The organism is Sphingobacteriaceae bacterium, from assembly GCA_002319075.1.
Taxonomy (GTDB): Bacteria; Bacteroidota; Bacteroidia; order B-17B0; family Aurantibacillaceae; genus Aurantibacillus.
The window spans coordinates 4279400-4300776 of record NVQB01000001.1 but is presented as its reverse complement, the minus strand read 5'-3'; the positions used below and the strand labels follow the sequence as shown (position 1 = coordinate 4300776).

The 21377-nt window shown below is 37.9% G+C and carries 20 protein-coding genes; 15 read left to right on the top strand and 5 right to left on the bottom strand.

Going from position 1 to position 21377, the window contains the following annotated elements:
• Nucleotide 1 precedes the first annotated feature (1 nt).
• From CNR22_18555 to CNR22_18520, 8 genes are all read left to right on the top strand, one after another.
• Entirely contained in the window at nt 2–2398 is a 2397-nt protein-coding gene (locus CNR22_18555; protein ID PBQ33695.1) for a heavy metal translocating P-type ATPase, read from the top strand.
• A gap of 282 nt (nt 2399–2680) precedes the next feature.
• A complete protein-coding gene (ccoS, locus tag CNR22_18550; GenBank protein PBQ33694.1) occupies nt 2681–2875 on the top strand; it encodes a cbb3-type cytochrome oxidase assembly protein CcoS in 195 nt (64 codons plus the stop codon).
• A 7-nt stretch (nt 2876–2882) separates the two neighbouring features.
• A complete protein-coding gene (locus CNR22_18545) occupies nt 2883–5021 on the top strand; it encodes a cytochrome C oxidase Cbb3 (GenBank protein PBQ33693.1) in 2139 nt (712 codons plus the stop codon).
• A gap of 180 nt (nt 5022–5201) precedes the next feature.
• Nucleotides 5202–5393 (top strand): CcoQ/FixQ family Cbb3-type cytochrome c oxidase assembly chaperone, encoded by a 192-nt coding sequence (locus CNR22_18540; GenBank protein ID PBQ33692.1) that lies wholly within the window; start codon nt 5202–5204, stop codon nt 5391–5393.
• Complete coding sequence (locus CNR22_18535) at nt 5380–6564, top strand: cytochrome C oxidase subunit III (GenBank protein ID PBQ33691.1); 1185 nt, start codon at nt 5380–5382, stop codon at nt 6562–6564. Before CNR22_18540 ends, CNR22_18535 begins: the two co-directional genes overlap by 14 nt.
• Nucleotides 6564–7964: a cytochrome c oxidase accessory protein CcoG gene (gene ccoG, locus CNR22_18530; protein PBQ33690.1), complete on the top strand. Its 1401-nt coding sequence runs from the start codon at nt 6564–6566 to the stop codon at nt 7962–7964. Before CNR22_18535 ends, ccoG begins: the two co-directional genes overlap by 1 nt.
• Nucleotides 7965–8045: 81 nt before the next feature.
• Nucleotides 8046–8480 (top strand): hypothetical protein, encoded by a 435-nt coding sequence (locus tag CNR22_18525; GenBank protein ID PBQ33689.1) that lies wholly within the window; start codon nt 8046–8048, stop codon nt 8478–8480.
• Nucleotides 8480–9190, top strand: a complete 711-nt coding sequence (locus CNR22_18520) for a hypothetical protein (GenBank protein ID PBQ33688.1) — start codon at nt 8480–8482, stop codon at nt 9188–9190. The genes CNR22_18525 and CNR22_18520 overlap by 1 nt, the downstream gene beginning before the upstream one ends.
• 227 nt (nt 9191–9417) lie before the next feature.
• On the opposite strand, the gene CNR22_18515 is transcribed toward CNR22_18520, so the two are convergent.
• Nucleotides 9418–11625, bottom strand: a complete 2208-nt coding sequence (locus CNR22_18515) for a bifunctional alpha,alpha-trehalose-phosphate synthase (UDP-forming)/trehalose-phosphatase (GenBank protein ID PBQ33687.1) — start codon at nt 11623–11625, stop codon at nt 9418–9420.
• 213 nt (nt 11626–11838) lie between these two features.
• Between CNR22_18515 and CNR22_18510 the strand changes: the two genes are divergently transcribed.
• The 3 genes from CNR22_18510 (at nt 11839) to CNR22_18500 (ending at nt 14980) form a co-directional block, all read left to right on the top strand.
• Complete coding sequence (locus tag CNR22_18510; protein ID PBQ33686.1) at nt 11839–12534, top strand: hypothetical protein; 696 nt, start codon at nt 11839–11841, stop codon at nt 12532–12534.
• Nucleotides 12535–13096: 562 nt separating this feature from the next.
• Complete coding sequence (locus CNR22_18505) at nt 13097–14533, top strand: histidine kinase (protein PBQ33685.1); 1437 nt, start codon at nt 13097–13099, stop codon at nt 14531–14533.
• Nucleotides 14534–14551: 18 nt separating this feature from the next.
• Entirely contained in the window at nt 14552–14980 is a 429-nt protein-coding gene (locus tag CNR22_18500) for a hypothetical protein (protein ID PBQ33684.1), read from the top strand.
• A 45-nt stretch (nt 14981–15025) separates the two neighbouring features.
• On the opposite strand, the gene CNR22_18495 is transcribed toward CNR22_18500, so the two are convergent.
• From CNR22_18495 to CNR22_18485, 3 genes are all read right to left on the bottom strand, one after another.
• Complete coding sequence (locus CNR22_18495; GenBank protein ID PBQ33683.1) at nt 15026–15628, bottom strand: hypothetical protein; 603 nt, start codon at nt 15626–15628, stop codon at nt 15026–15028.
• 143 nt (nt 15629–15771) lie between these two features.
• Nucleotides 15772–16953, bottom strand: coding sequence for a hypothetical protein (locus tag CNR22_18490; protein PBQ33682.1), 1182 nt, complete (start codon nt 16951–16953; stop codon nt 15772–15774).
• Between the two features lie 23 nt (nt 16954–16976).
• A complete protein-coding gene (locus CNR22_18485) occupies nt 16977–17327 on the bottom strand; it encodes a hypothetical protein (GenBank protein PBQ33681.1) in 351 nt (116 codons plus the stop codon).
• Between the two features lie 128 nt (nt 17328–17455).
• Between CNR22_18485 and CNR22_18480 the strand changes: the two genes are divergently transcribed.
• Together CNR22_18480 and CNR22_18475 are read left to right on the top strand one after the other, a co-directional pair.
• On the top strand, nt 17456–17962 hold the full coding sequence (locus CNR22_18480) for a hypothetical protein (GenBank protein ID PBQ33680.1): 507 nt from the start codon (nt 17456–17458) through the stop codon (nt 17960–17962).
• Nucleotides 17963–18447: 485 nt separating this feature from the next.
• Nucleotides 18448–18627, top strand: a complete 180-nt coding sequence (locus tag CNR22_18475) for a hypothetical protein (GenBank protein PBQ33679.1) — start codon at nt 18448–18450, stop codon at nt 18625–18627.
• Between the two features lie 339 nt (nt 18628–18966).
• Here CNR22_18475 and CNR22_18470 read toward each other — a convergent pair whose 3' ends face one another.
• A complete protein-coding gene (locus CNR22_18470; GenBank protein ID PBQ33678.1) occupies nt 18967–20196 on the bottom strand; it encodes a sodium:proton antiporter in 1230 nt (409 codons plus the stop codon).
• A gap of 325 nt (nt 20197–20521) precedes the next feature.
• On the opposite strand from CNR22_18470, the gene CNR22_18465 reads away from it, so the two are divergent.
• Both CNR22_18465 and CNR22_18460 read left to right on the top strand, forming a co-directional pair.
• Nucleotides 20522–20866 carry a hypothetical protein gene (locus tag CNR22_18465; protein PBQ33677.1) on the top strand — a complete coding sequence of 115 codons (345 nt, stop codon included), beginning with the start codon at nt 20522–20524 and terminating at the stop codon, nt 20864–20866.
• Nucleotides 20867–20958: 92 nt separating this feature from the next.
• Nucleotides 20959–21375, top strand: a complete 417-nt coding sequence (locus CNR22_18460; protein PBQ33676.1) for a hypothetical protein — start codon at nt 20959–20961, stop codon at nt 21373–21375.
• Nucleotides 21376–21377: the final 2 nt, after the last annotated feature.

Genomic DNA, 21377 nt, shown 5'->3' with positions numbered 1-21377 from the left:
TATGGCTACCCTGGCTGCTCCTAAAACCGCTTGCTACCACTGCGGCGAAGTTTGTGATGATACGCATATTCACACAGATGAAAAAATATTTTGTTGTGAAGGCTGTAAAATGGTTTATGCCATTCTCGATCAAAACGGCTTGTGCAGCTATTATGATCTTGAAAAAAATCCGGGCCTTGCTCAAAAAATAAAAGTCAGGGATGGAAAATTTGCTTTTCTCGACACGAAAGAAATTGCTGACAAGCTCATTCACTTTTTGGAAGGCACACAGCGGCACATAATTTTTTATTTACCACAAATGCACTGCAGCAGTTGCATCTGGCTGCTGGAGCAGTTATCAAAACTCAACAAAGGCATTTTAAAATCGCAGGTTAATTTCTTAAAAAAAGAAGTTACCATCATTTTTGATTTTCAAAAAACTAACCTGCGCGAAATTGCTGAATTGCTTACAAGCATTGGTTATGAACCCCATATCAGCCTTAATGACCTGTCACAGTCTAAATTAAAACCCTACGATAAAACACGTTTGTACAAATTAGGTATTGCGGGTTTTTGTTTTGGTAATATTATGCTGCTCAGTTTCCCTGACTATTTTGCTTCGGGCGATATTCAGGAAACAAGTCTAAAAAATCTCTTCACGTTTTTAAATGTTGGTTTATCCCTTCCAGTTTTTTTTTATTGTGCCTCTGAATTTTTTATTTCCGCCAACAAAGGTTTGAAACAAAAATTCCTGAACATCGACGCGCCTATTGCGCTTGCCGTGCTAATTACCTTTAGCAGAAGCCTCTACGAGATCTTTACCGGAACAGGTGCAGGGTATCTTGACTCTATGAGTGGAATCGTTTTTTTCATGCTCATTGGCCGTTTTTTCCAGGATAAGACCTACCAGTCGCTGACTTTTAACCGCGATTACACCTCTTATTTTCCAATAGGTGTAACACTTTTAAAAAACAATACAGAAATACAGATCCCAGTATCGGATTTAAAAAAAGGAGATCGTGTTCGCATCCACAGTCACGAAATTATTCCCGCCGATGGCATCCTGTTTATGGGCAGGGCAAACATCGATTATAGTTTTGTTACGGGAGAATCGCTTCCTTCTGAAAAAACCATTGGCGAAATACTTTACGCGGGAGGAAAGCAGGTTGGAGGTGCTATTGAACTGGAAATTATTAAAGAAGTTTCACAAAGTTATTTGACACAGCTTTGGAACAACGCTATTTTCAAACAAAAAAAACAAGAACGTAAAAAATCTTTCGTGCATCGGGTGAGTCGCTATTTTACCTATGTATTATTTTCCATTGCTGCGATCACGGCTGTGTATTGGAGTATATATGACACTACAAAAATCTGGCCTTCTGTTACAGCCATCCTTATTGTTGCTTGTCCATGCGCCTTATTACTTTCGGCCACTTTCACCAATGGTAGCATACTGGCACGCTTGCAGGAAGCTGGCTTTTTTATCCGCGACGCTTCAGTACTTGAAAGAATCGCTGAAGCTGACACTGTTGTATTCGACAAAACAGGTACCATTAGCCGGCAATCGGAAGCTTCAATACACTTTCAATGTGGCGCACTCAGCGCATTCGAACAGCAGCTGTTGCGATCGCTGGCGATTCAATCCGCTCATCCACTCAGCAAAGCGGTGGTTTCTAACCTTCCTGTACAAAAACTGTTAGCGACTAAAAATTTTGCAGAAGAAAAAGGCAAAGGTTGCAGTGCTACGATCCAGGATCATCAACTTAAACTTGGTTCTGAAGAATTTGTAACAGGTTCTAGATCTGTGCATCTGCCAGATACTTCTAAGGTTTATGTTTCGGTTAACGGCGAAGTGTTAGGATACTTTGCAATTAAATCGGCTTACCGCGATGGATTAACAGGACTTATTGACCGTTTACGCAGAGGCTACAATCTGGCAGTAATTTCAGGGGATAATAACGCAGAGGAGAATAAAATGATGCAGATGTTTGGGCAAACTTCCGAAGTTTTATTTGAGCAAAGTCCTCAACAAAAATTAGACTACATAAATGCATTGCAGCAAGCAGGTAGTAAAGTAATAATGATAGGTGATGGCCTTAACGACGCAGGGGCCTTGCAACAAAGCGATGCAGGAATTGCCATAAGCGACAACATCAATAATTTTTCTCCCGCCTGCGATGCCATCCTTGACGGGAAACAATTTGCGAATCTTGATAAACTGTTTGCCTATTGCAAAAAAGAAAAACCCATTATTTTTGGCAGTTTTATAATTTCCATTCTTTACAACATAGTGGGTTTATCCTTTGCTGTGCAAGGACTTCTCTCACCTGTTATCGCTGCGATACTCATGCCTTTAAGTTCTCTTTCCATCGTTATTTTTACAACGGTAATGAGCAGGTGGTTCGGCCGCAAGATTTAAATTTTAAGTAGTCCACTTCAGGATTCTGATTAAACGTGTATGTATTCATAGCTGTAGTATACGTTTTTATGCCCTATTAACAAGCAGCGAGACCTTGCTATCAGTGCTTTGCGTTAAAGAGCCAGGTTGCCTGAGCTTTATCTTAAATGAAGAAGCATTCTAAAAACAATTAAGCTGATTGGTTTCACACGCAAAGAAAATCTGATTCTGATATTAATCATATTTTATCCTGCGCCTTATCATAAGGCGCTTTTTTTTTGCCCGCTATTTTTACACCCGTAAATGAGCGTCATCTTAATACTTCTCACAGCTAGTCTCAGCATCGCCATCGGTTTTTTAATTGCCTTTATCTGGTCGGTTAAGAACGGTCAATACGACGACGATTATACGCCCTCGGTAAGAATGCTTTTTGACGATGCGACTGTAAAACCTGAATTAAAAACTAAAGAACACGAAATAACCAAACACACAAAATAAAAAACCTATGGAAATCGAAAAATTTCAATATGACAACAAGATCGTGAAATACTTTGCCTATGCTACCATGCTTTGGGGCATTGTAGGCATGTTGGCCGGACTACTTGCTGCTTTACAGTTAGTATGGCCCATCTTTAATCTCGAAACTGCGCAAACTACTTTCGGTCGTGTGCGTCCTGTGCATACGAATGCTGTAATTTTTGCTTTTGTGGGCAATGGCATTTTTATGGGTGTTTATTACTCTTTGCAACGTTTATTAAAAGCCAGAATGTTTAGCGACACTCTTAGCAAAATTCATTTTTGGGGCTGGCAATTGATCATTGTACTTGCTGCCGTTACACTGCTTGCCGGAAAAACAACCGGTAAGGAATACGCAGAGTTAGAATGGCCAATCGATATTTTAATTACAATTGTATGGGTTGTATTTGGCTGGAACATGTTTGGCACAATCATAAAAAGAAGAGAACGTCACCTGTATGTGGCTATCTGGTTTTACATTGCCACCTTTGTTACAGTTGCTCTGTTACATATTGTAAACTCCATCGAAATACCTGTTTCCTTCTGGAAATCGTATTCCTGGTATGCAGGTGTACAGGATGCCCTGGTGCAGTGGTGGTATGGACATAACGCTGTTGCCTTTTTCTTAACAACGCCTTACCTGGGTTTGATGTATTATTTTTTACCTAAGGCGGCAAACCGTCCTGTGTATTCTTACAGACTTTCCATCATTCACTTTTGGGCACTCATCTTTATTTATATCTGGGCTGGTCCACATCACTTGCTTTACACCGCTGTGCCAGACTGGGCACAATCATTAGGCGTAGTATTTTCCATCATGTTGATCGCACCATCGTGGGGTGGTATGATCAACGGTTTACTCACCTTACGAGGCGCATGGGATAAAGTGCGTGACGATGTTGTTCTGAAATTCCTGGTAGTAGCTGTTACGGCTTATGGTATGGCTACTTTCGAAGGTCCGATGCTTTCTATTAAAAACATCAACGCCATCAGTCACTTTACCGATTGGACTGTAGCTCACGTACACGTAGGAGCATTAGGCTGGAACGGATTTTTGACTTTCGGTATACTTTACTGGTTGCTCCCCCGCATGTTCCGCACGAAACTTTATTCTACCAGGCTTGCCAACATGCATTTCTGGATCGGCACCCTGGGAATCATTATCTATACAGTGCCACTTTATTTCGCTGGTATCATGCAAAGTTTGATGTGGAAAGAATTTACACCAGAAGGCCAGTTGAAATGGCAGTTCATGGATACTGTAACGAAGATGCTTCCTTTCTACGCTGGACGTGCAATTGGTGGAACTTTATTTTTAATCGGTGCTTTGATAATGTGTTATAACCTTATCAAAACCGTAAAACAAGGAGACTTCCTTGCTAACGAAGACGCTGAAGCAATGCCTTTAGCAACTACTTACAAAGCACATCACACCGATCACTGGCACCGTTGGATCGAACGCAGACCAATCCAATTGATGATAGTAAGTTTAGTGGTGGTGTTAATTGGCGGGGTAATAGAAATTATACCTACGTTCTTAGTAAAGTCAAATATTCCCACCATCTCGAGCGTAAAACCTTATACTCCGCTTGAATTGCAGGGAAGGGATATTTATGTGCGCGAAGGCTGTTACACTTGTCACTCTCAAATGGTAAGACCCTTTAGAGATGAAACGGCGCGTTATGGAGAATATTCAAAGGCTGGCGAATTCGTATATGACCATCCTTTTCAATGGGGTTCCAAGCGCACTGGTCCAGATCTGGCCCGCGTGGGAGGGAAATATCCTGACAGCTGGCATTACAACCATATGATGGATCCTACTTCTATGTCACCGGGCTCTATCATGCCAACCTACCCCTGGCTATTAGATGATAAAATAGATGTAGAAAGCACCGTTGGTAAAATTAAAGCGATGCAACGTTTAGGAGTGCCATATCCAAAGGGTTACGAAAAACAAGCTCCTGCTGATATGAAAAAACAGGCCGAAGAAATTGCAGCCAATCTAAAAAAAGATGGTATTCAAACTTTGCCAGACAAGGAAATTGTGGCCCTGATTGCTTATCTGCAAAAATTAGGCAGAGATATTAAAGCCGCACCGAAAGAAGAAATTTCAAAATTGTCTAACTAATAACAGTTGAAATAATGAAAATTATAAACTTCATACAAGATTCTACCGGAATTGAATTTTCCGTCCTGCTTACCTTTTCACTATTAATCGTGTTTGTTCTGTATTCGGGTATTCGCATTTACAAGTGGATCAGGGTTTAGCACTTTAGCTCTTCATATTTAATCTTTAAAAAAACGCATTATGAAATTCATAAATTATTTAGAAAGCATCACGGGCATTGGGTTTTATCCGCTGGCATCATTCCTTATATTCTTCCTGTTTTTTTTGGCAGTCACCATTTATGTTATTAGAACCGGGAAAACCTATTTCGATGTTGTGGCCGCAATTCCACTAGATACAAAAACAACAGATTCTGATTATGAAAACAACTAGCTTAAACAGTATGAAAAAAAACTATTTTTTAATGGGGATTTGTTTACTTCCAATAGTGTCACTGGCACAAGAACAGGAAGTTCAAAATACGACGACCTATTTTTCCAACGCTTTGTTTAATACCCTTTTGGTGGTGATCATTATACTGGCCATAATGGTAATGGCTTTAAGCAGTGCCTTAAAGAACATTATTGGTTCAGACATGTTCCTGGAAAAAATTAAAAGGGATAAAGAACAAAAAAACAATGGCAGTCTAAAAATAATGGGATGGCTGTTCTTCTTTTTGTCTCTGAATTTTGCTGCGTTTTCGCAGAGTAAAGCGGCGCAGGTGATCGACGATCGCATTGGAGGACTAGACCAGTTTACCTTTTACACTATGGTAATTGTGATAGCACTTGAACTGGTTGTACTGGCTGTTATGTTTAACACTTTTAGAAGCATACTCGGCGCTAAAAAACCTAAGCTTGTTAATGCCGCAGAAGCAAAACCAAAAACTAAAACCTTGCTCGACAAAATTAATGATACCGTTGATATTGAAGAAGAACAAAGCATCATGCTCGATCACGATTACGATGGTATTAAAGAGCTCGACAATAATTTACCACCCTGGTGGAAATACGGTTTTTATCTCACCATACTGATTGCAGTAATTTACCTTATCAATTTTCACGTCATAAAAACCTCACCGCTTCAAGCTGATGAATATAAAAACAGTATTAAAAAAGCAGAGGCTGAAATTGCGGAGTACATGAAAAACTCTGCCAATAATGTGGATGAAAGTACTGTGAAAACACTAACCGATCTTTCTGATTTAACCGCCGGGAAAGATATTTTCATCTCAACCTGCTCGGCATGTCATGGAAAGTTAGGCGAAGGCACAGTAGGCCCCAATTTAACCGATGAGTACTGGATTCACGGTGGCAGCTTAAAAGATATTTTTAAAACCATCAAATATGGCTGGCCCGACAAAGGGATGAAATCGTGGAAAGAAGATTTCTCACCCATACAAATTGCTCAGTTAACAAGCTATATCAGAACGCTTAAAGGAACGAATCCTGCTAAACCAAAAGACAAACAAGGCGAACTCTATATAGAAAAAAGTATGCCGTCTGATTCTTCATCTGTAATGGCCGATAGTACAAAAACAATTGCCTCTGAACTTAAAAACTAATGTCCCAAACCGATAACATACAAGATAGTTTCCGCGATTCCATTGCTACCATCGACGAGCAGGGAAAACGAAAATGGATTTATCCGACCAAACCAAAGGGCCGACTTTATGACCTTAGAAAATATTTCAGTTACGTCTACCTGATTATTTTCTTTGGCCTGCCCTTTATAAAAATTGAAGGCGCCCCTCTTTTTTTGTTCAACATTTTAGAACGTAAATTTATTTTGTTCGGAATGATCTTCTGGCCGCAGGACTTTTTCATTTTTGGATTGGGCTTACTCATCTTTATTGTGTTCATCGCTTTGTTTACCGTTATTTTCGGACGGATCTTTTGTGGTTGGGCCTGCCCGCAGACCGTTTTTATGGAGATGCTTTTCCGCCGGATAGAATACTGGGTGATGGGTGATGCAAATCAACAAAAGGCCTTCAAAAAAATGCCGTGGAATAAAGAGAAAATCTTACGCACATCGGCAAAATACAGTTTGTTCTTTGCTCTTTCTTTCGTTATTGCTAACACTTTTCTCTCTTATATTATTGGAGTAGATCAGGTGATGAAGATTGTAACAGATCCTTTAAAACAGCATCTTGGAGGACTCATAAGTATTTTAATTTTTACCTCTGTTTTCTTTTTTGTGTATTCGTGGTTTCGTGAACAGGTCTGCATTATCATGTGTCCCTACGGAAGAATGCAGGGCGTATTACTCGACAAAGATTCTATCCTGGTAGCTTACGATTATCTGCGCGGCGAACCAAGACACAAATTCACCAAAGATCCAACGGTAGTAAAAGGCGATTGCATTGATTGTAATTTATGCGTAAAAGTGTGTCCCACCGGAATAGATATTCGTAATGGAACACAACTCGAATGTGTGAATTGCACAGCCTGTATTGATGCCTGCGATCACATGATGGAAAGTGTGAAGCTGCCGGTGGGTTTGATACGCTTTGATTCTGAAAAAGGAATTGCGGAAAAGAAAAAGTTAAGATTCACAACCCGCATGAAAGCTTACTCCATTGTACTTTTTATTCTCATTGGCATAGAAGCTACACTTCTTGCAACACGGTCTGATTACGACGCCACCATTTTAAGAGCTAAAGGTATGTTATATCAGGAGAGAGAGAATCAACAGGTTAGTAATTTATACACCATCAAATTTGTAAATAAAACCCGCGATAGTTTTCCGGTAGAATTGCGCCTCGAAAATCTAAAAGGACGGATTGAAATTATGGGCAAAGATCTCTCTACAAAAAAAGAAGCCATGTCGCAAGGAGAATTTTTTGTTTACCTCAACAAATCTGATCTTAAAAGCAGGAAAACAAAATTGCTCATCGGCATCTATTCAAACAACAAAAAAATAAAAACAGTAAAAACAAATTTCCTTGGCCCTACCACCAATTAAAAAAAGTAACGAAAACAAAATAACCATAGCGTATAAACTATTGACTATCTACAACAAACTATTAACTAAAAACTTTCATCTATGAGTTGGGGAATAAAAATAACCATTGTGTATCTTAGCTTCGTAGCCATCATACTAACACTTGTAATAACATGCTTTCGGCATAAAACAGAACTGGAATACGCAGACTACTACTCAAAAGAACTAAAATTCCAGGATCAGATAGATGCCACCTCAAACGCAGACAAACTATCGGTTCCCATAGATTATATCATTCGCGAGAGATCTGTACAAATCATCTTACCACAAGAAGTCGTATCAAAAGATCTGAAAGGGACAATTGAATTTTTAAGACCCTCAGATGCCTCAAAAGACAAAACAATTCCACTTATTACCGACGAAAACGGAATTCAAATGATTGATCCGGGATTTATAAAAGGCGTTTACAAAATGCACATCTCCTTTGTGAGTAAAGGAAGCACCTATTTTAAAGAAGCGATCGTAAATTTTAACTGATGAACTTTTTGCTTGCGGCTATTAGCTTAGGTTTTTTAGGAAGTTTTCACTGTATTGCCATGTGTGGGCCAATAGCTATGGCCCTGCCCGTTCATCATAAGCCGCCGCTCATTAAGTATGCACTCATCCTCCTTTACAACCTCGGAAGAATTATCACCTACTCCCTCCTGGGTCTCTTCGCAGGAATTATTGGTAAAAGTTTTGCACTTGCCGGACTTCAGCAAAGTTTATCCATCACACTTGGAATTCTTCTTCTTGTTTCCGTTTTTCTTCCTTTTAAATATTCTTCAGGCGCTTATCCTTTTTTCTTAGGCATTAAGACAGCCTTCGAACGTTTGTTTTCAAAGGGAACTCAGTCTTCCTTATTTTTTATTGGCCTGCTAAATGGTTTGCTGCCTTGTGGTTTAGTGTATGTTGGCCTTGCAGGAGCCGTGGGTACAGGAGAGCTTTTAAACGCCACTCTATTTATGGCCGCCTTCGGTGCAGGTACTTTACCAATGATGCTACTTTTGCCTCTGGCAAGCGGCATAGTAACAGTTCCTTTTAGAACTAAAATGCGGAAAGTTATTCCGTTTGCAGTTACACTCATGGCTGTATTTTTTATACTAAGAGGTCTTAACCTTGGCATTCCCTATGTAAGTCCTAAAGTAAGTGGCGGCGAAGCTATCAATTGTCACGCTCTCAATTGCCAACCAACAAAGAAACAATAAGGCATAAAACAAAAAAGCTACTCCCCACAGTTATCCGGATCGGTGTGGTTTTTTCGCCTTAAGTTAATTTGTATGTTTGTGCTCCCTAACTGAGCTAAATTGGTTCAATAGCAAAAAGCTAATTTTAGTTGAATTGACGAAAAGTTATCAAATGAATTATTTCTACTTTAATAATTTCCTTTAATGTATAGCCCGGTCGAGATAGTTTAATCTTTCAAAATTCATTGTTAGTTTAGTTCGCTCATTTGGCTCAGAAAAGACAGGACATTGTTTGTACCTATAAAGTTGTATTTGGCCTTTGTTTTATCCAACCCTACTTTGATGGTAACATGCGCCGCTTCATTCAGAACTTCAAACATGTCCTCGTCTGTACGGTCATCACCAATAGCCATTACAAAGTCATACTTCCCTGTAGAAAGCAATTTATGTGCCGCCTGTCCCTTATTAATTGTTGCGCATTTAATTTCCAGAACTTTATTGCCCTGCAGGATCTTAAACAGGTTGTTTGTATTGATAGCAGTGAGTTTCTTATTTAAGTCAATAAATAGTTTTTCATCCAGTTCAGCGTTTACTGCGCGGTAATGCCAGGCTACAGAATATTCTTTTTCTTCTACAAAGGAATCGGGATAGATAAGCAACTGTTTTTCCAGAACTTCTTTAACGGAAGGTTTCCAGCTAATGTCTACATTTTTAATCTGTATCCATTCGCTGCTATTCGTAAGTTTAAAACTACCTCCGTGCTCTGCCACCAAAGTCAAATTATGGTTCCCAAACCAGGCCTCAAGGTCAGAAGATCTTCTCCCGCTTATCACACACAAATTGTTCTTACTGTTCGCCCCCAGCCTTTGAAGAAGGTTTAACAGGTTTTCTTTTGGCTTGGCATGTTCTGGCAAACGGGTAAACTCTGTCAATGTACCATCATAGTCCAGCAGGATTAACCGGCTTTTAGATTGCTGATAGTTCAGCATTATTTTATTTTTTGCTTCAAATGAAAGTGCATTTGCATGGAGTGATTTATTGGCAAGGTAAATTTCGTTACAGTCTTTGAGGAAACCGTTAAGCCAGTGATTGATCGTGTTGTTTAGCACGATTCTCTGCATTACTTCCATTCGGCGCACTTGTTCACTTTCCGGCATTTCCAGGGATTCAATCAGTGCATCCTTTAATTTAACAAGATCGGTAGGATTCACAATCACCGACAGGTCGAGTTCATTCACTGCTCCGGCCATTTCACTCAGTACCAAAACGCCTTTAGTGTCTTTTCGTGAGGCGATAAATTCTTTGGCCACCAGATTCATACCGTCGCGCAGGGGCGTTACCAAAGCTACATCGCAGGTGGTATAAAAAGTAAGAAGCTGGTTAAAATTCAAATGCCTGTATTGATAAATAATGGGTTGCCAGTGTACATTTCCGTATTTGCCATTGATACGTCCTATACTTTCCTCGATCATGGTTTTCCGCTGTGTATATTTTGTAATTCCATCGCGTGAAGGAATCACATTGAGAATAAAAATAACTTTCTCTTTGTAAACGGGATGATCTTCAAAAAGCTTCTCCAAAGCATTTAACCTGTTAATTACACCCTTTGTATAATCCAGCCTGTCTACCGAAAAAATCAGCCGAACGCCTTTGTATTTTTCCAGCAGACTGATTCTTGCTTTTTTTACAACAGGACTATCGAATGCCTCATTAAATTTTGCATAGTCGATACTGATAGGATAATCACCAACCTGGCATAAATGGCCATTACGGTATATTTTTCCCTGGTCATTTTCAATGCCAAGAATGTAGGCTACGGTGCCAAGAAAATGATTTGCGTATTCCTTGGTTTGAAAACCAACCAGATCTGCCTTAATAAGATTGTTTAGCAACTCCTCTCGCCATCTCTCAGGCAGCAGGCGAAATATTTCATAAGATGGAAAAGGAATATGCAGAAAGAATCCTACCTGTAATTCGGGGTTAATTGTTTTTAACTGGCCGGGTAAGGTCATAAGGTGATAGTCATGCACCCACACAACGTCACCTGGCTTACATATCTTCACTATTTCTGCCTCAAAAAGACTGTTCACCTTTTTGTAGGCTTCAAAATGTTGTTCGTGAAATTCTGCGAAAGACGGAAAGTAATGGAAGAGTGGCCAGATAGTGGAATTGGAAAGGCCATCATAATAAGCTTTCTCGGTTTTTTTATCTGTTATAAATACCGGCTGCACATCAAAACCCACATTTGCAAAAAGATCCTGGTTATCATACCACATCTGGCGGGTAAAATCCGCTGTGCCAACCCAGGTAATTTTGTATTGGTCTTTATAATTTTCAATTAAACTTTTTAACGCAGATACAAGGCCTCCGCTGGAGGTGATCAATTCGTATTTCTGATTTCGCTTTTCGATTTTAAATGGTAAGCGGTTGGAAGCAATAATTAATTTTTTCTGCATAACTCGTTTGTTTAATCAAGTGTTCCTGTTTTCAGCACCATAGGAAAACAGGGCATTAGCGGCAATTCCATGGTGTGCGGAAGGCTTTAGATTCTGGCATAGGCGAAACATAAAGCAGGAAGAAATACAACAGAGTAAATTTAGTGCGATCAATTATAAAATGAGTTGATAATTGTCAATTTGAAACCGGATTTAATTACTTTAACTTACAAAATGAATTTTACAACGGAAAAATATTATCTGAAATCTTCGTCTTTTTTTGATCACCTGTCAAAGAAAGAGTCTGCCTTTATTAAAAATAAAATGGTAAGAAAAGAATATAAGCCTGGGCAGATTTTATTTAAAGAAGGCACTTATTCTCGCGGAATTTACATAGTAAAAAAAGGGAAGATTAAAATATTTCAAACAAACGGTGAGGGCAAAGAAAGTATAGTTTACCTATACCGCAAAAACGATTTTTTTGGATACAGGCCTTTACTGGGCGACGATCCTCATCCCACCTCCGCTGCCGCAGTAGATACCGTGGTGGTTTCTTACATTCCTGCAGAGGTTTTTTTAGAAACCCTGGAGAATTCAACTGCCCTTGCTAAAAGACTGCTCGTAAACCTTTCAAAAGAATTTTCTGTCTGGATCAATAAACTTTCTACCTTCTCCACATCTTCGGTAAAAGAACGCATAGCAATAAGCCTGCTTATTTTCAACGAGATCTATCATATTGATCACAGTAAAAATAAATACACGGTAATTTCAATCAACCGAAATGATTTTGCTGCCTTTGTTGGCACTGCTAAAGAAAACCTTGTTCGCATTTTAAGAGTTTTCAAAGATGAAAAGATCATTGCCAGCAAACGCACAAACCTAACCGTGCTGAATCAAAAGGCCTTGATGGAATTATTGAATGGCATATAGTTTTTAAGAAGCAGATATTTGATCACGGCCCTGAATTATTTTTTTACGTTTTTTAAGAACAACATACACCACACCCAAACACGCCAATATAAGAGTTAAAGAAATGAGTGTTACAGGTATCAATAAATTTAGAAAGTTCATTTTAGTGTCTTATAATAATTACTGCAAGTAAATAAGTATAAAAGATAACGGCATTGATATTTATCAATCGCGTTTTATTTCAAAAGCAAACCTTCCCCTTAATACAAAATCTCTGCATGCTGATATAATGGTAGCCGGCACTGGTGTTGTAGTGTCTTTTAGAAATAACAGCAGGTAATACAAACTCAAATTCCTAAAGTCAATTTGAGCATCACCGCTGAATATTTGAGGTGCAAACAGGAAAGAACCCACGGTTGCTGTATACTGTGGGTTCCTTCACCTATGCTATAAGTAATTATCGTTTCAAAAATAATTCTAAATGTTTGAATTTAAATTGATAAATGTCAACTTGAAATTTTGTTTTACATAGTAACCTTAAGCTTTAATAATAATGTGATCTTTCTTGTAAATTAGTTAAGGTATGTCAATTCGCTTTCAACTGTTAGCCGGCTTTTTTATTCTTATTACAATTTTTATTGTCAATTTTTTTATTAATCAGCGCTTATCTGATCAGATTGTAAAAAATACTGCCTACCTCAACAATTCGGAAGCGGTGATCCGGAATTCAAACATGCTCCACAAAGAAATGATTGAAATGCAAAGCGCTTTCAGGGGCTTTTTGCTTACCGGACAAGAGGTTTTTTTAGAACCGTATTACGAGGGCATTAAATCTTTGCCTCCCCTTTTAATTGATCTGCGGAGTCTTGTATCGTCAGAAAGCCAAAAACTAAAACTGGATTCAATTGACAATCTGCATCGCGAATGGGTCGATTATGCCGACGCTTTAATTACAACACGATTGGATACTTTTCCAGAAGCAAACAAAATGTATAAAACTTTATTTGAAACAAAACTTCGTATGGAGGTGGGAAAAAAGATCAACGATAGAATACAAAAGCTTTTCCAGGTGTTTGATAATGAAGAATATGGTTTGCGCTCTCAGCGGCGCGAAGTACTTAACACTTCTATAGAACGCACACGCCTTATCAGTGTTTCTCTCACTTTGTTTTTTATACTCTTAGGATTGCTGTCGAGTATTTATTTTATTCGGAATATAACGAGTCGCATTACAAGTATGGTTAGCCTTGCTGAAAAAATTGCGGTAGGTAATTTTCAAACGATTGAGGATACAAAAAGGGATGAATTAAATAAACTATCACTTTCATTAAACAGCATGTCCAAAACTCTGGAGAAGAATTTTACTGAGTTAGATCAATTCGCTTATGTTGTTTCGCACGACCTGAAAGCTCCTCTCAGAGGTATTGCCAATATTATTTCCTGGATAGAAGAAGATCATAGTAGCGACCTGACCTCTGATTTAAAAAAGAACCTGGAATTAATTAAGGGCCGCGCGCTGAGACTTGAAAAAATGATAAATGGACTGCTGGAATACGCAAAAATTGGAAAAATCAAATGGCAAAAAGAACGCGTTGATCTTAACAAACTTTTAATTGAAATTGTTGATTTAATAGTGCCTGAAACTTTTGAAGTTATCATTCAGGACAGGTTGCCAACACTCGTTACAGAAAAACTTCAGATCGAACAAGTATTTTCTAACCTTATTAGCAATGCTGTTAAGTACAACACTAAAGAAAAAAGAACCATAATTATCAGCGCAAAGAATTTAGGATATTTTTATTCTTTTTCAGTTACAGACAATGGCTCTGGTATAGGAAAAGAATATTTTGAAAAGATCTTTATTATTTTTCAAACCCTGCAGGAAAGAGATGCATTTGAGAGCACAGGCGTAGGACTCGCCATAGCAAAAAGAACAGTAGAAGAACATAAAGGGCTTATGTCAGTTGAATCTGAAGAAGGTGTGGGTTCAGTTTTCACATTTACCTGGCCCAAAAATTGATTTTAAAATTCAAGCAATATGAGTAAAGTAATATTATTAGTTGAAGATGATTACCTGGATGTGGAGAGCATTAAACGTACTTTAAAAAAGTGGCAGGTAGATAATATCCTGCATGTAGCTCACAATGGGGTAGATGCCCTAAATATGATTACACGCGAAAACGAAAGAGTAAATCCCGATGTTATTTTGTTAGATATAAACATGCCTAAAATGAACGGCCTGGAGTTCCTTACTATTATTAAAAATTATTACAGTCTAAAGAATATCAAAATATTCGTAATTACAACTTCTGGCGAAGAATACGAAAAAATTGTTGCCCAGAATCTCGGCGTAACCGGTTACATTGTAAAACCACTGAACTTTAGTGATCAGAAATCGGAAAGCGTAGTAGTATTAAAAGAAGAATTATTGAAGTTTAATAACGATCAAGACCCTTCTAAAAAGTAATTTAATTCTGAATTGTTCTATCTCTTAAGCAATCGGTACTTAATTCTAATTTGCAGTGGTCGCATAATAAGCATTAAACTCTTTTATCGCATTAAGCAGGGTTTGTTCGTTGAAGGTATATTTATCCAGATCGCTCCAAATCATAAGCTGGTCCTTTAAATAAGGCTTTAAGGCTTTTTTGTAATACTTAGTAGAGATCTTTCTAATTTCACCCAGGTATTTCTCCTCACCCTCTGCCCCGGTATCTTTTATAAAATATGCCGACTCAATAGCGGGATTACCATCGATTTTGCCATGAAATCGCATCTCATAAAACCGTAGCCTACCCATAGCAAGCCTCTCGACGAAGAGTTTTTCGCCCTGATAATCCACCATTACAAAATCACGGTTCTCAAATCCATAGCCTTTTATTCTGCTTGAAGTAGTGAAGCTTTTTGATTTTTTACTTTTTGGAGCCAAAAAAGCAAATTGCTTGTAAAACTCAATTTCATCATCCGGATTAATTTGCACCTTCCCCTTTACAGTATCGCCTTTTACGTTAACGTAATAACCGTTAACAAATACCTGAGCCATTCTCGCAGGTCTTCTTGATTGCGCTGCTATTGTAAGCGCTTGTAAAATAAATGAAAATAGAATAATTTTTTTCATAACTCTGAATTTTAGCTACCATTAAAATAACGGGAGTAGTGAATAAGGTTGTTCAAACTAAACCCTTCCAAAATTAAAACCTTTAAAAAAGAAACACATTGATAAATGTTAATTACGAAATGAGGTTAACATATTTTCTAACTTTAGCTAAAATTGAACTTATAAATTAACAGAAGATAAATGGCATTGGTCCAGCCAAAGCCACTTTGTGTGGGATAGCGCGCCGGATTATAAACGCCGGGTTGACATCGGACAACATCATATTTTTCCCAAAACTTTCCGGTCTCCTGAAATAATTTAAGATTCATGTCTACCCATTTGCGTGCGATCCTTTCTGCGTCGGCTATAAAACCATAATTTAAAAGCCCTTTTATCACTATCCATTGCTGATGTGGCCAGCCATTTGGATAATCGTGCTGTTTGGTTACTTTTGAAAGATGAGTGTCCTGTGAGTTTACTATACCCCCTTCATATTCGAATCTCGGTAAAACGTATTCCCGGATGACATCTGCCTGCTCTTGTGTAGCCAGCATAGCCCAAAGCGGATAAAAACCTGCCACGGAATAAAAACTACCAGCTTGCTTTTCAGGAATGTTATAATCGAAAAAGAATTTCTTTTTTTCATTCCACATTAATTCCTGCATAGTTTCTTTTCTTTCGGCTGCCTGCTGCTTGTACTTTTTGGCCTTTGCGTATTTTTTTAAGCGAGTATATCCTTCCGCTAAATCAATCTCATATTTGTACAAACACGAATTGAGATCCACGGGCAGATAATCGAGGCAAAGATTATTAAAGCGAGAAGTCATATCCCAACCCGATTCGTGTTCGGCACCTAAATGCGTGATGTAATGATCACAGTACCTCGATAGTTTTTTATAAACTATATGCGTTTCAGTTAATTTCTCGTTCATCCAATACCCACTTAGCTCTCCCTCGGCTACAGCCAGAACTTTTCCCAGCCAGGCGTCATCCTTCTCAATGGCATAAATTTCAGAAGCCATAGAGGTAAGAAAAGGAATTTGAGAAGTGCCAAGATTATAATACCGGTTTCGCATAGGGATGATGTTAAAACGTTTGTAGAGGTAAACAAAATTATCAACCATGCCCTTCGCCAATTTCACTTTGTTGTCTTTTACGAGTCCAAGTATTACAAAATAACTATCCCAGTAGAATTGATCATATTTAAAAATATCGTTGTTGGGTGCAATATATTTATTAGGCAAACCAAGGTGAATACGCTCGTCCTTTGGGTTGAAATAAGTGATCTGCTTCCAGTAGTAATGAATATATCTGAGGCTATCGCTATACTTGTTTTCTTTTTTCATAAACAATTGACTGGTTAAGATGGTTAATTAGAACTGAAATCAAATGACATCCGATTCGGCAGCGTGAAACCCCGGTCTTGCATATTTCGTTTTACCACGCTCCCTTTTCTTTTTTCCTGCAGCAGATAACAGGCAAGATCTACCGTATCATTAAGTATATTATAAAAATTGTTACTAGTAAGTGTAAGCGCTATTTTACCATCTGAAAAAATAAGACATAGCTCGCTATAAAAAACATTTTCCTCAAAAGTGAGCTTTAACCTGGCCCATACAAGGTCTTTATCAATTTGCATAAGCGGCTCTAATTGCTCGTGTAAGAGCCCGGTAAGTTTTATTCCTGGTTTAAATCCTTTTATTTCAATACTTATTTGCATGGCTATAAAATCTATTTACACAGTACGACTGCAAGTTGAACAATGAAATAAATAAGTGCATTGATAAATATCAATTCAAAAACTCCCAGAGCATGTAACTTTGTAAAAGAAACTTAAAATAAAAAGCCATGGCCTTAAAAAAATGGATACGACTAATTACCGGCTTATACTTTGTAATAGCTGGCTATACTTTGCTGGCTAATCCAAATGAGCCGGATCCTCTTCATAAAAGAGAATTTAATGTGAGTATGTCTGAAACAAAAAACGGCACGGTAGGAAAAAAACCAATTGCTGACAAATTTTACTTCAAAAATGGAAAATTGCGCAGTGACTTTCTGTATAAAAAATTTGGATTTAAATGGATTAGATACCGCATTAATAAAGATTCGATTTACACAGACTCCACAGACACCGAGGTTCGGTTACTGGTGATTGAAGCTTCGGTAACGGATGAAAAAAATCTGACTGTCTTAATGGATTTTACAACGTGTGAATGGGACATAGACGGCGTTATTAGAATTACCAAGAATGATAAACCAAGACGTTATTACGATTTTGCCGGAAGAGAAAAAGGGGGCAAACCAAAAAAAATAAAGAAAAAAGACGCAAACCCTACTCTTGAACTTGTATATTAACGCCGAGGGTTTAACACAAAAAGGTGTTTTGTATGACGACAAATACATGCCGTTTATGAATTCAAACATTGAAGCGTACTATGAATCGCATAAGAAACTCTTTAAATGATTTATTTTATCCGGATTATTTTATGCAGTTTTAAGTCTGCAATTGGTTACATTTTAGTGCAGGCATAATCTATCAAAGAAACTTGAAACCAGAAGATAATATAATTTATAGGTCACTTGTAGATAATTTCACGCGTCGCTTATGGCTTTTATTTGCCCCTTATTTTAGTAGTGGCATTTTTATGGCTCTACCCATTTTGTTTAATTTGAAGGGAGATAAATTTATTATTTCTCTTTGGCTTTCACTCGACCTGATTATCATGCTAGTACTTTATTGAAGCTGCTATAAATGGTCTTTAAGAAAAATACTTCAACTGTCGGAGATAGAAGGTGGGCTGGAAATTGAATTTGTAGAAAAGGACAAACATAAAAGATTTATGGTTGCTTCAGAAAATTTAAAAATCACCACAAAACGAATTGGCACACGGCCGTCGGTGTTAAAGCTAACCCTCTTGGATAAAGATAAGAAACTGGTAGAAGTATACGCGCCAGGAAGTTTCAGAGAGCTGAGTGAAGTGGAGCGACTGAAATATGAGATTAATAAATACCTGAATTAATTGAAAAGGAGGTTCTATTTCCGTGCTTGCTTTTATCGCTTGCAGGATCAGGAATAGAGGTTTTTAACCAGCATCACCAACATGATGGTTAGTGCAGCAAAAAGGATGACAACTTTATGTTGACCAAAGAAATAATAAGCAGGCAAAATACTGAAATAGCAGCAATCAACGCTGCTGAAATAAAAAGATCGATCTGATCTACAAGGAGGCATTTTCCGTAAGTGCATTTAAGCAGGAATACTTCTGCAATTCAGTGTATCAGAGTAAGAATAATAACAATGATAGCTCCTTACGCAATTGTGAATTTGTTAGTGTTAAACCAGATTAATCTCATTGATCTTAGTTGTACCTGCTCAATAATTTTTTAATAGTAAGTCCCTGTACAACAATTGAGAACAACACAATACAGTAAGTGCAGACAATAAAAACGTTTGCTTCCCGAATACTGTGAGTTAATGAGAGTGCCAATGCAATAGAAATACCTCCTCTTAATCCTCCCCAGGTGAGCACAGCAAGATTCAGACTTTTTCTGGTTTCGTTTCTGCTAAATAAAAAAAATGCTGGCAATAGCGAGATGTAACGCGCTGCAAGGGACACAACTACAAGGATACCTCCAATTATTAAATAATTAGCGTCGTAAGAAACCAAGAAAATTTCAAGTCCCATCAGGACAAATAAAATTGTATTGCAGATTTCATCAATTAGCTCCCAGAATTTATCCACATATTCAGCAGTGGTGTCAGACATGGCATTCTCCTTCCCTTTATTGCCAATTAATAATCCCGCTACTACCATTGCCAAAGGTCCCGATGCATGAATAGCAGCAGCGATGGAATAACCTCCTGTTACCACTGCAAGGGTAATCATGATCTCAGTTTGATAATGGTCGATGTTTTTCATAAAGAAGTAACCAATATATCCAATTATAAAACCTGTTCCCAGGCCCCCTAAAACCTCCATCCCGAAGATTTTGAGAATGTTAACAGCAGTAAAATTTTCCTGCCCGCCAGTTATGAGGGAAAGAATAACAGCAAACACAACCACACCTACTCCGTCATTAAACAACGATTCTCCAACAATCTCCGTTTTGAGTTTTTGAGGTATTTTATATTTGGAGAGGATGCCGATAACGGCAATAGGATCTGTTGGCGAGATCAGGGCGCCAAATAAATAACAATGAATAGGAATGATGTTATAGCCAAACGCGTTTAGAATAAGCCAGGTTACTGACCCGATAATTAAGGTGGAAATGATTACGCCAAGTGTGGCATAAGAAAATACTGTAGCTTTGACGCCCTTTAAATGTTTAAGGTTTACATGAAGTGATCCGGCAAATAACAAAAAACAGAGAATAAAATCAAGCACAAAGGTACTGAAGTCGAAGCCTGTGAGGAAAGCCCGGAACGGCTCAATATAAGAAGGCTGAAGGCTTTCTACTGTTTTAAGACAAATGCCTATTGCAACGCTGATGAGCATAACACCAATGGTAGTAGGAAGCTTCAACCACTTGTGATTGATGAACCCAAATAAAGCCGAAATACTAATAATGATTGCAAAGAAGGCTAACATAGATTACAAAAATAGCAGAAAAACTGTTGCTACGAATTACTTCTTTTTATAAAATTACTCTACCACTCACTACTTGCATCAAGATCATGACTAAGCTAACGTTTCAGGATAATCAGACTATTAAAAACCGTAAGTCAGGTCGCCAGGAGCACAAATTCAGGGTCGGAAAAAATACCGCTCATTGCAGCGAATGCCAATGAAACAGAAACCATTTCATTTTATGGTGACCCAGCCATAGTAATTAAAATAAGACATCCCTTGCATTCAAAAAAAATCACAAAGGTTAATGTAGTGCATTTATTTAAATTGTTACATTTGATAAAGCATGCGTTTCAAATTTCTTTTATATTGTTTTACAGTAATCCTTTTTACTGGCGCAAGAGCGAGTTTTTTTTCAATTAAACCGTCAAATAAATCACTTCTTACTGAGAAAAAACTTTTTGCAAAAGAATCGCATTTCAATAGCCTTACACTGGTTTTAAAAATATCTCCCACAAAAAGAAAATACAAACCCAGAGCAATTGAAGAATTTCCTATCGTACTAGCTGACCTAAAAATTGAAAGGAATTACCATTATAAAAGAAGCAGTTTCAATGAATTCCCCTCCTACTCTTTCGTTTCATTAAAAACCAGTCTCTACAGAAGAGGGCCCCCGCTTTTTATCTTCTAAATACCAGTGAACCTGCAAGTCTGCAGGGTCTAATAGTTCTTGACTTATAAATGAGTTTAAAGCAAGTACGCAATTAATCTAATTTAAGTTGTATGATCAGCTTCAGAGATCTGAAGGACGTTTGTAAAAATATTGAACGCCTTAGCAGAGGAGAACTTATTAAGGATTCAAAGAAGATTCCAGGTGAAATACTGTCTCTAATTCTAAAATCAATAAGAAATTCTAATGAATTTAGAATTGAAAATATTCGTAAGTACTTTAGAAATGGTTCAATGATCACTTCGCAATTTCCTGATGCTATAACACGTTGCGAACTCATTCAGATAGGTTCCAGGTATAAGGTAAAAATGATTTTCTATGGTAACAGATGGATTTGCTACAAACATACATTCACTCAGGAAGAATTAAACCTGATTCCACCAGGCCTTAAAAATCTCATGAAGTTAGTAGCAGATTCTGGCTGGGGGCTAAACCTCAAAACAGATGCGATTACAGAGCAGTCTTTTTAAAT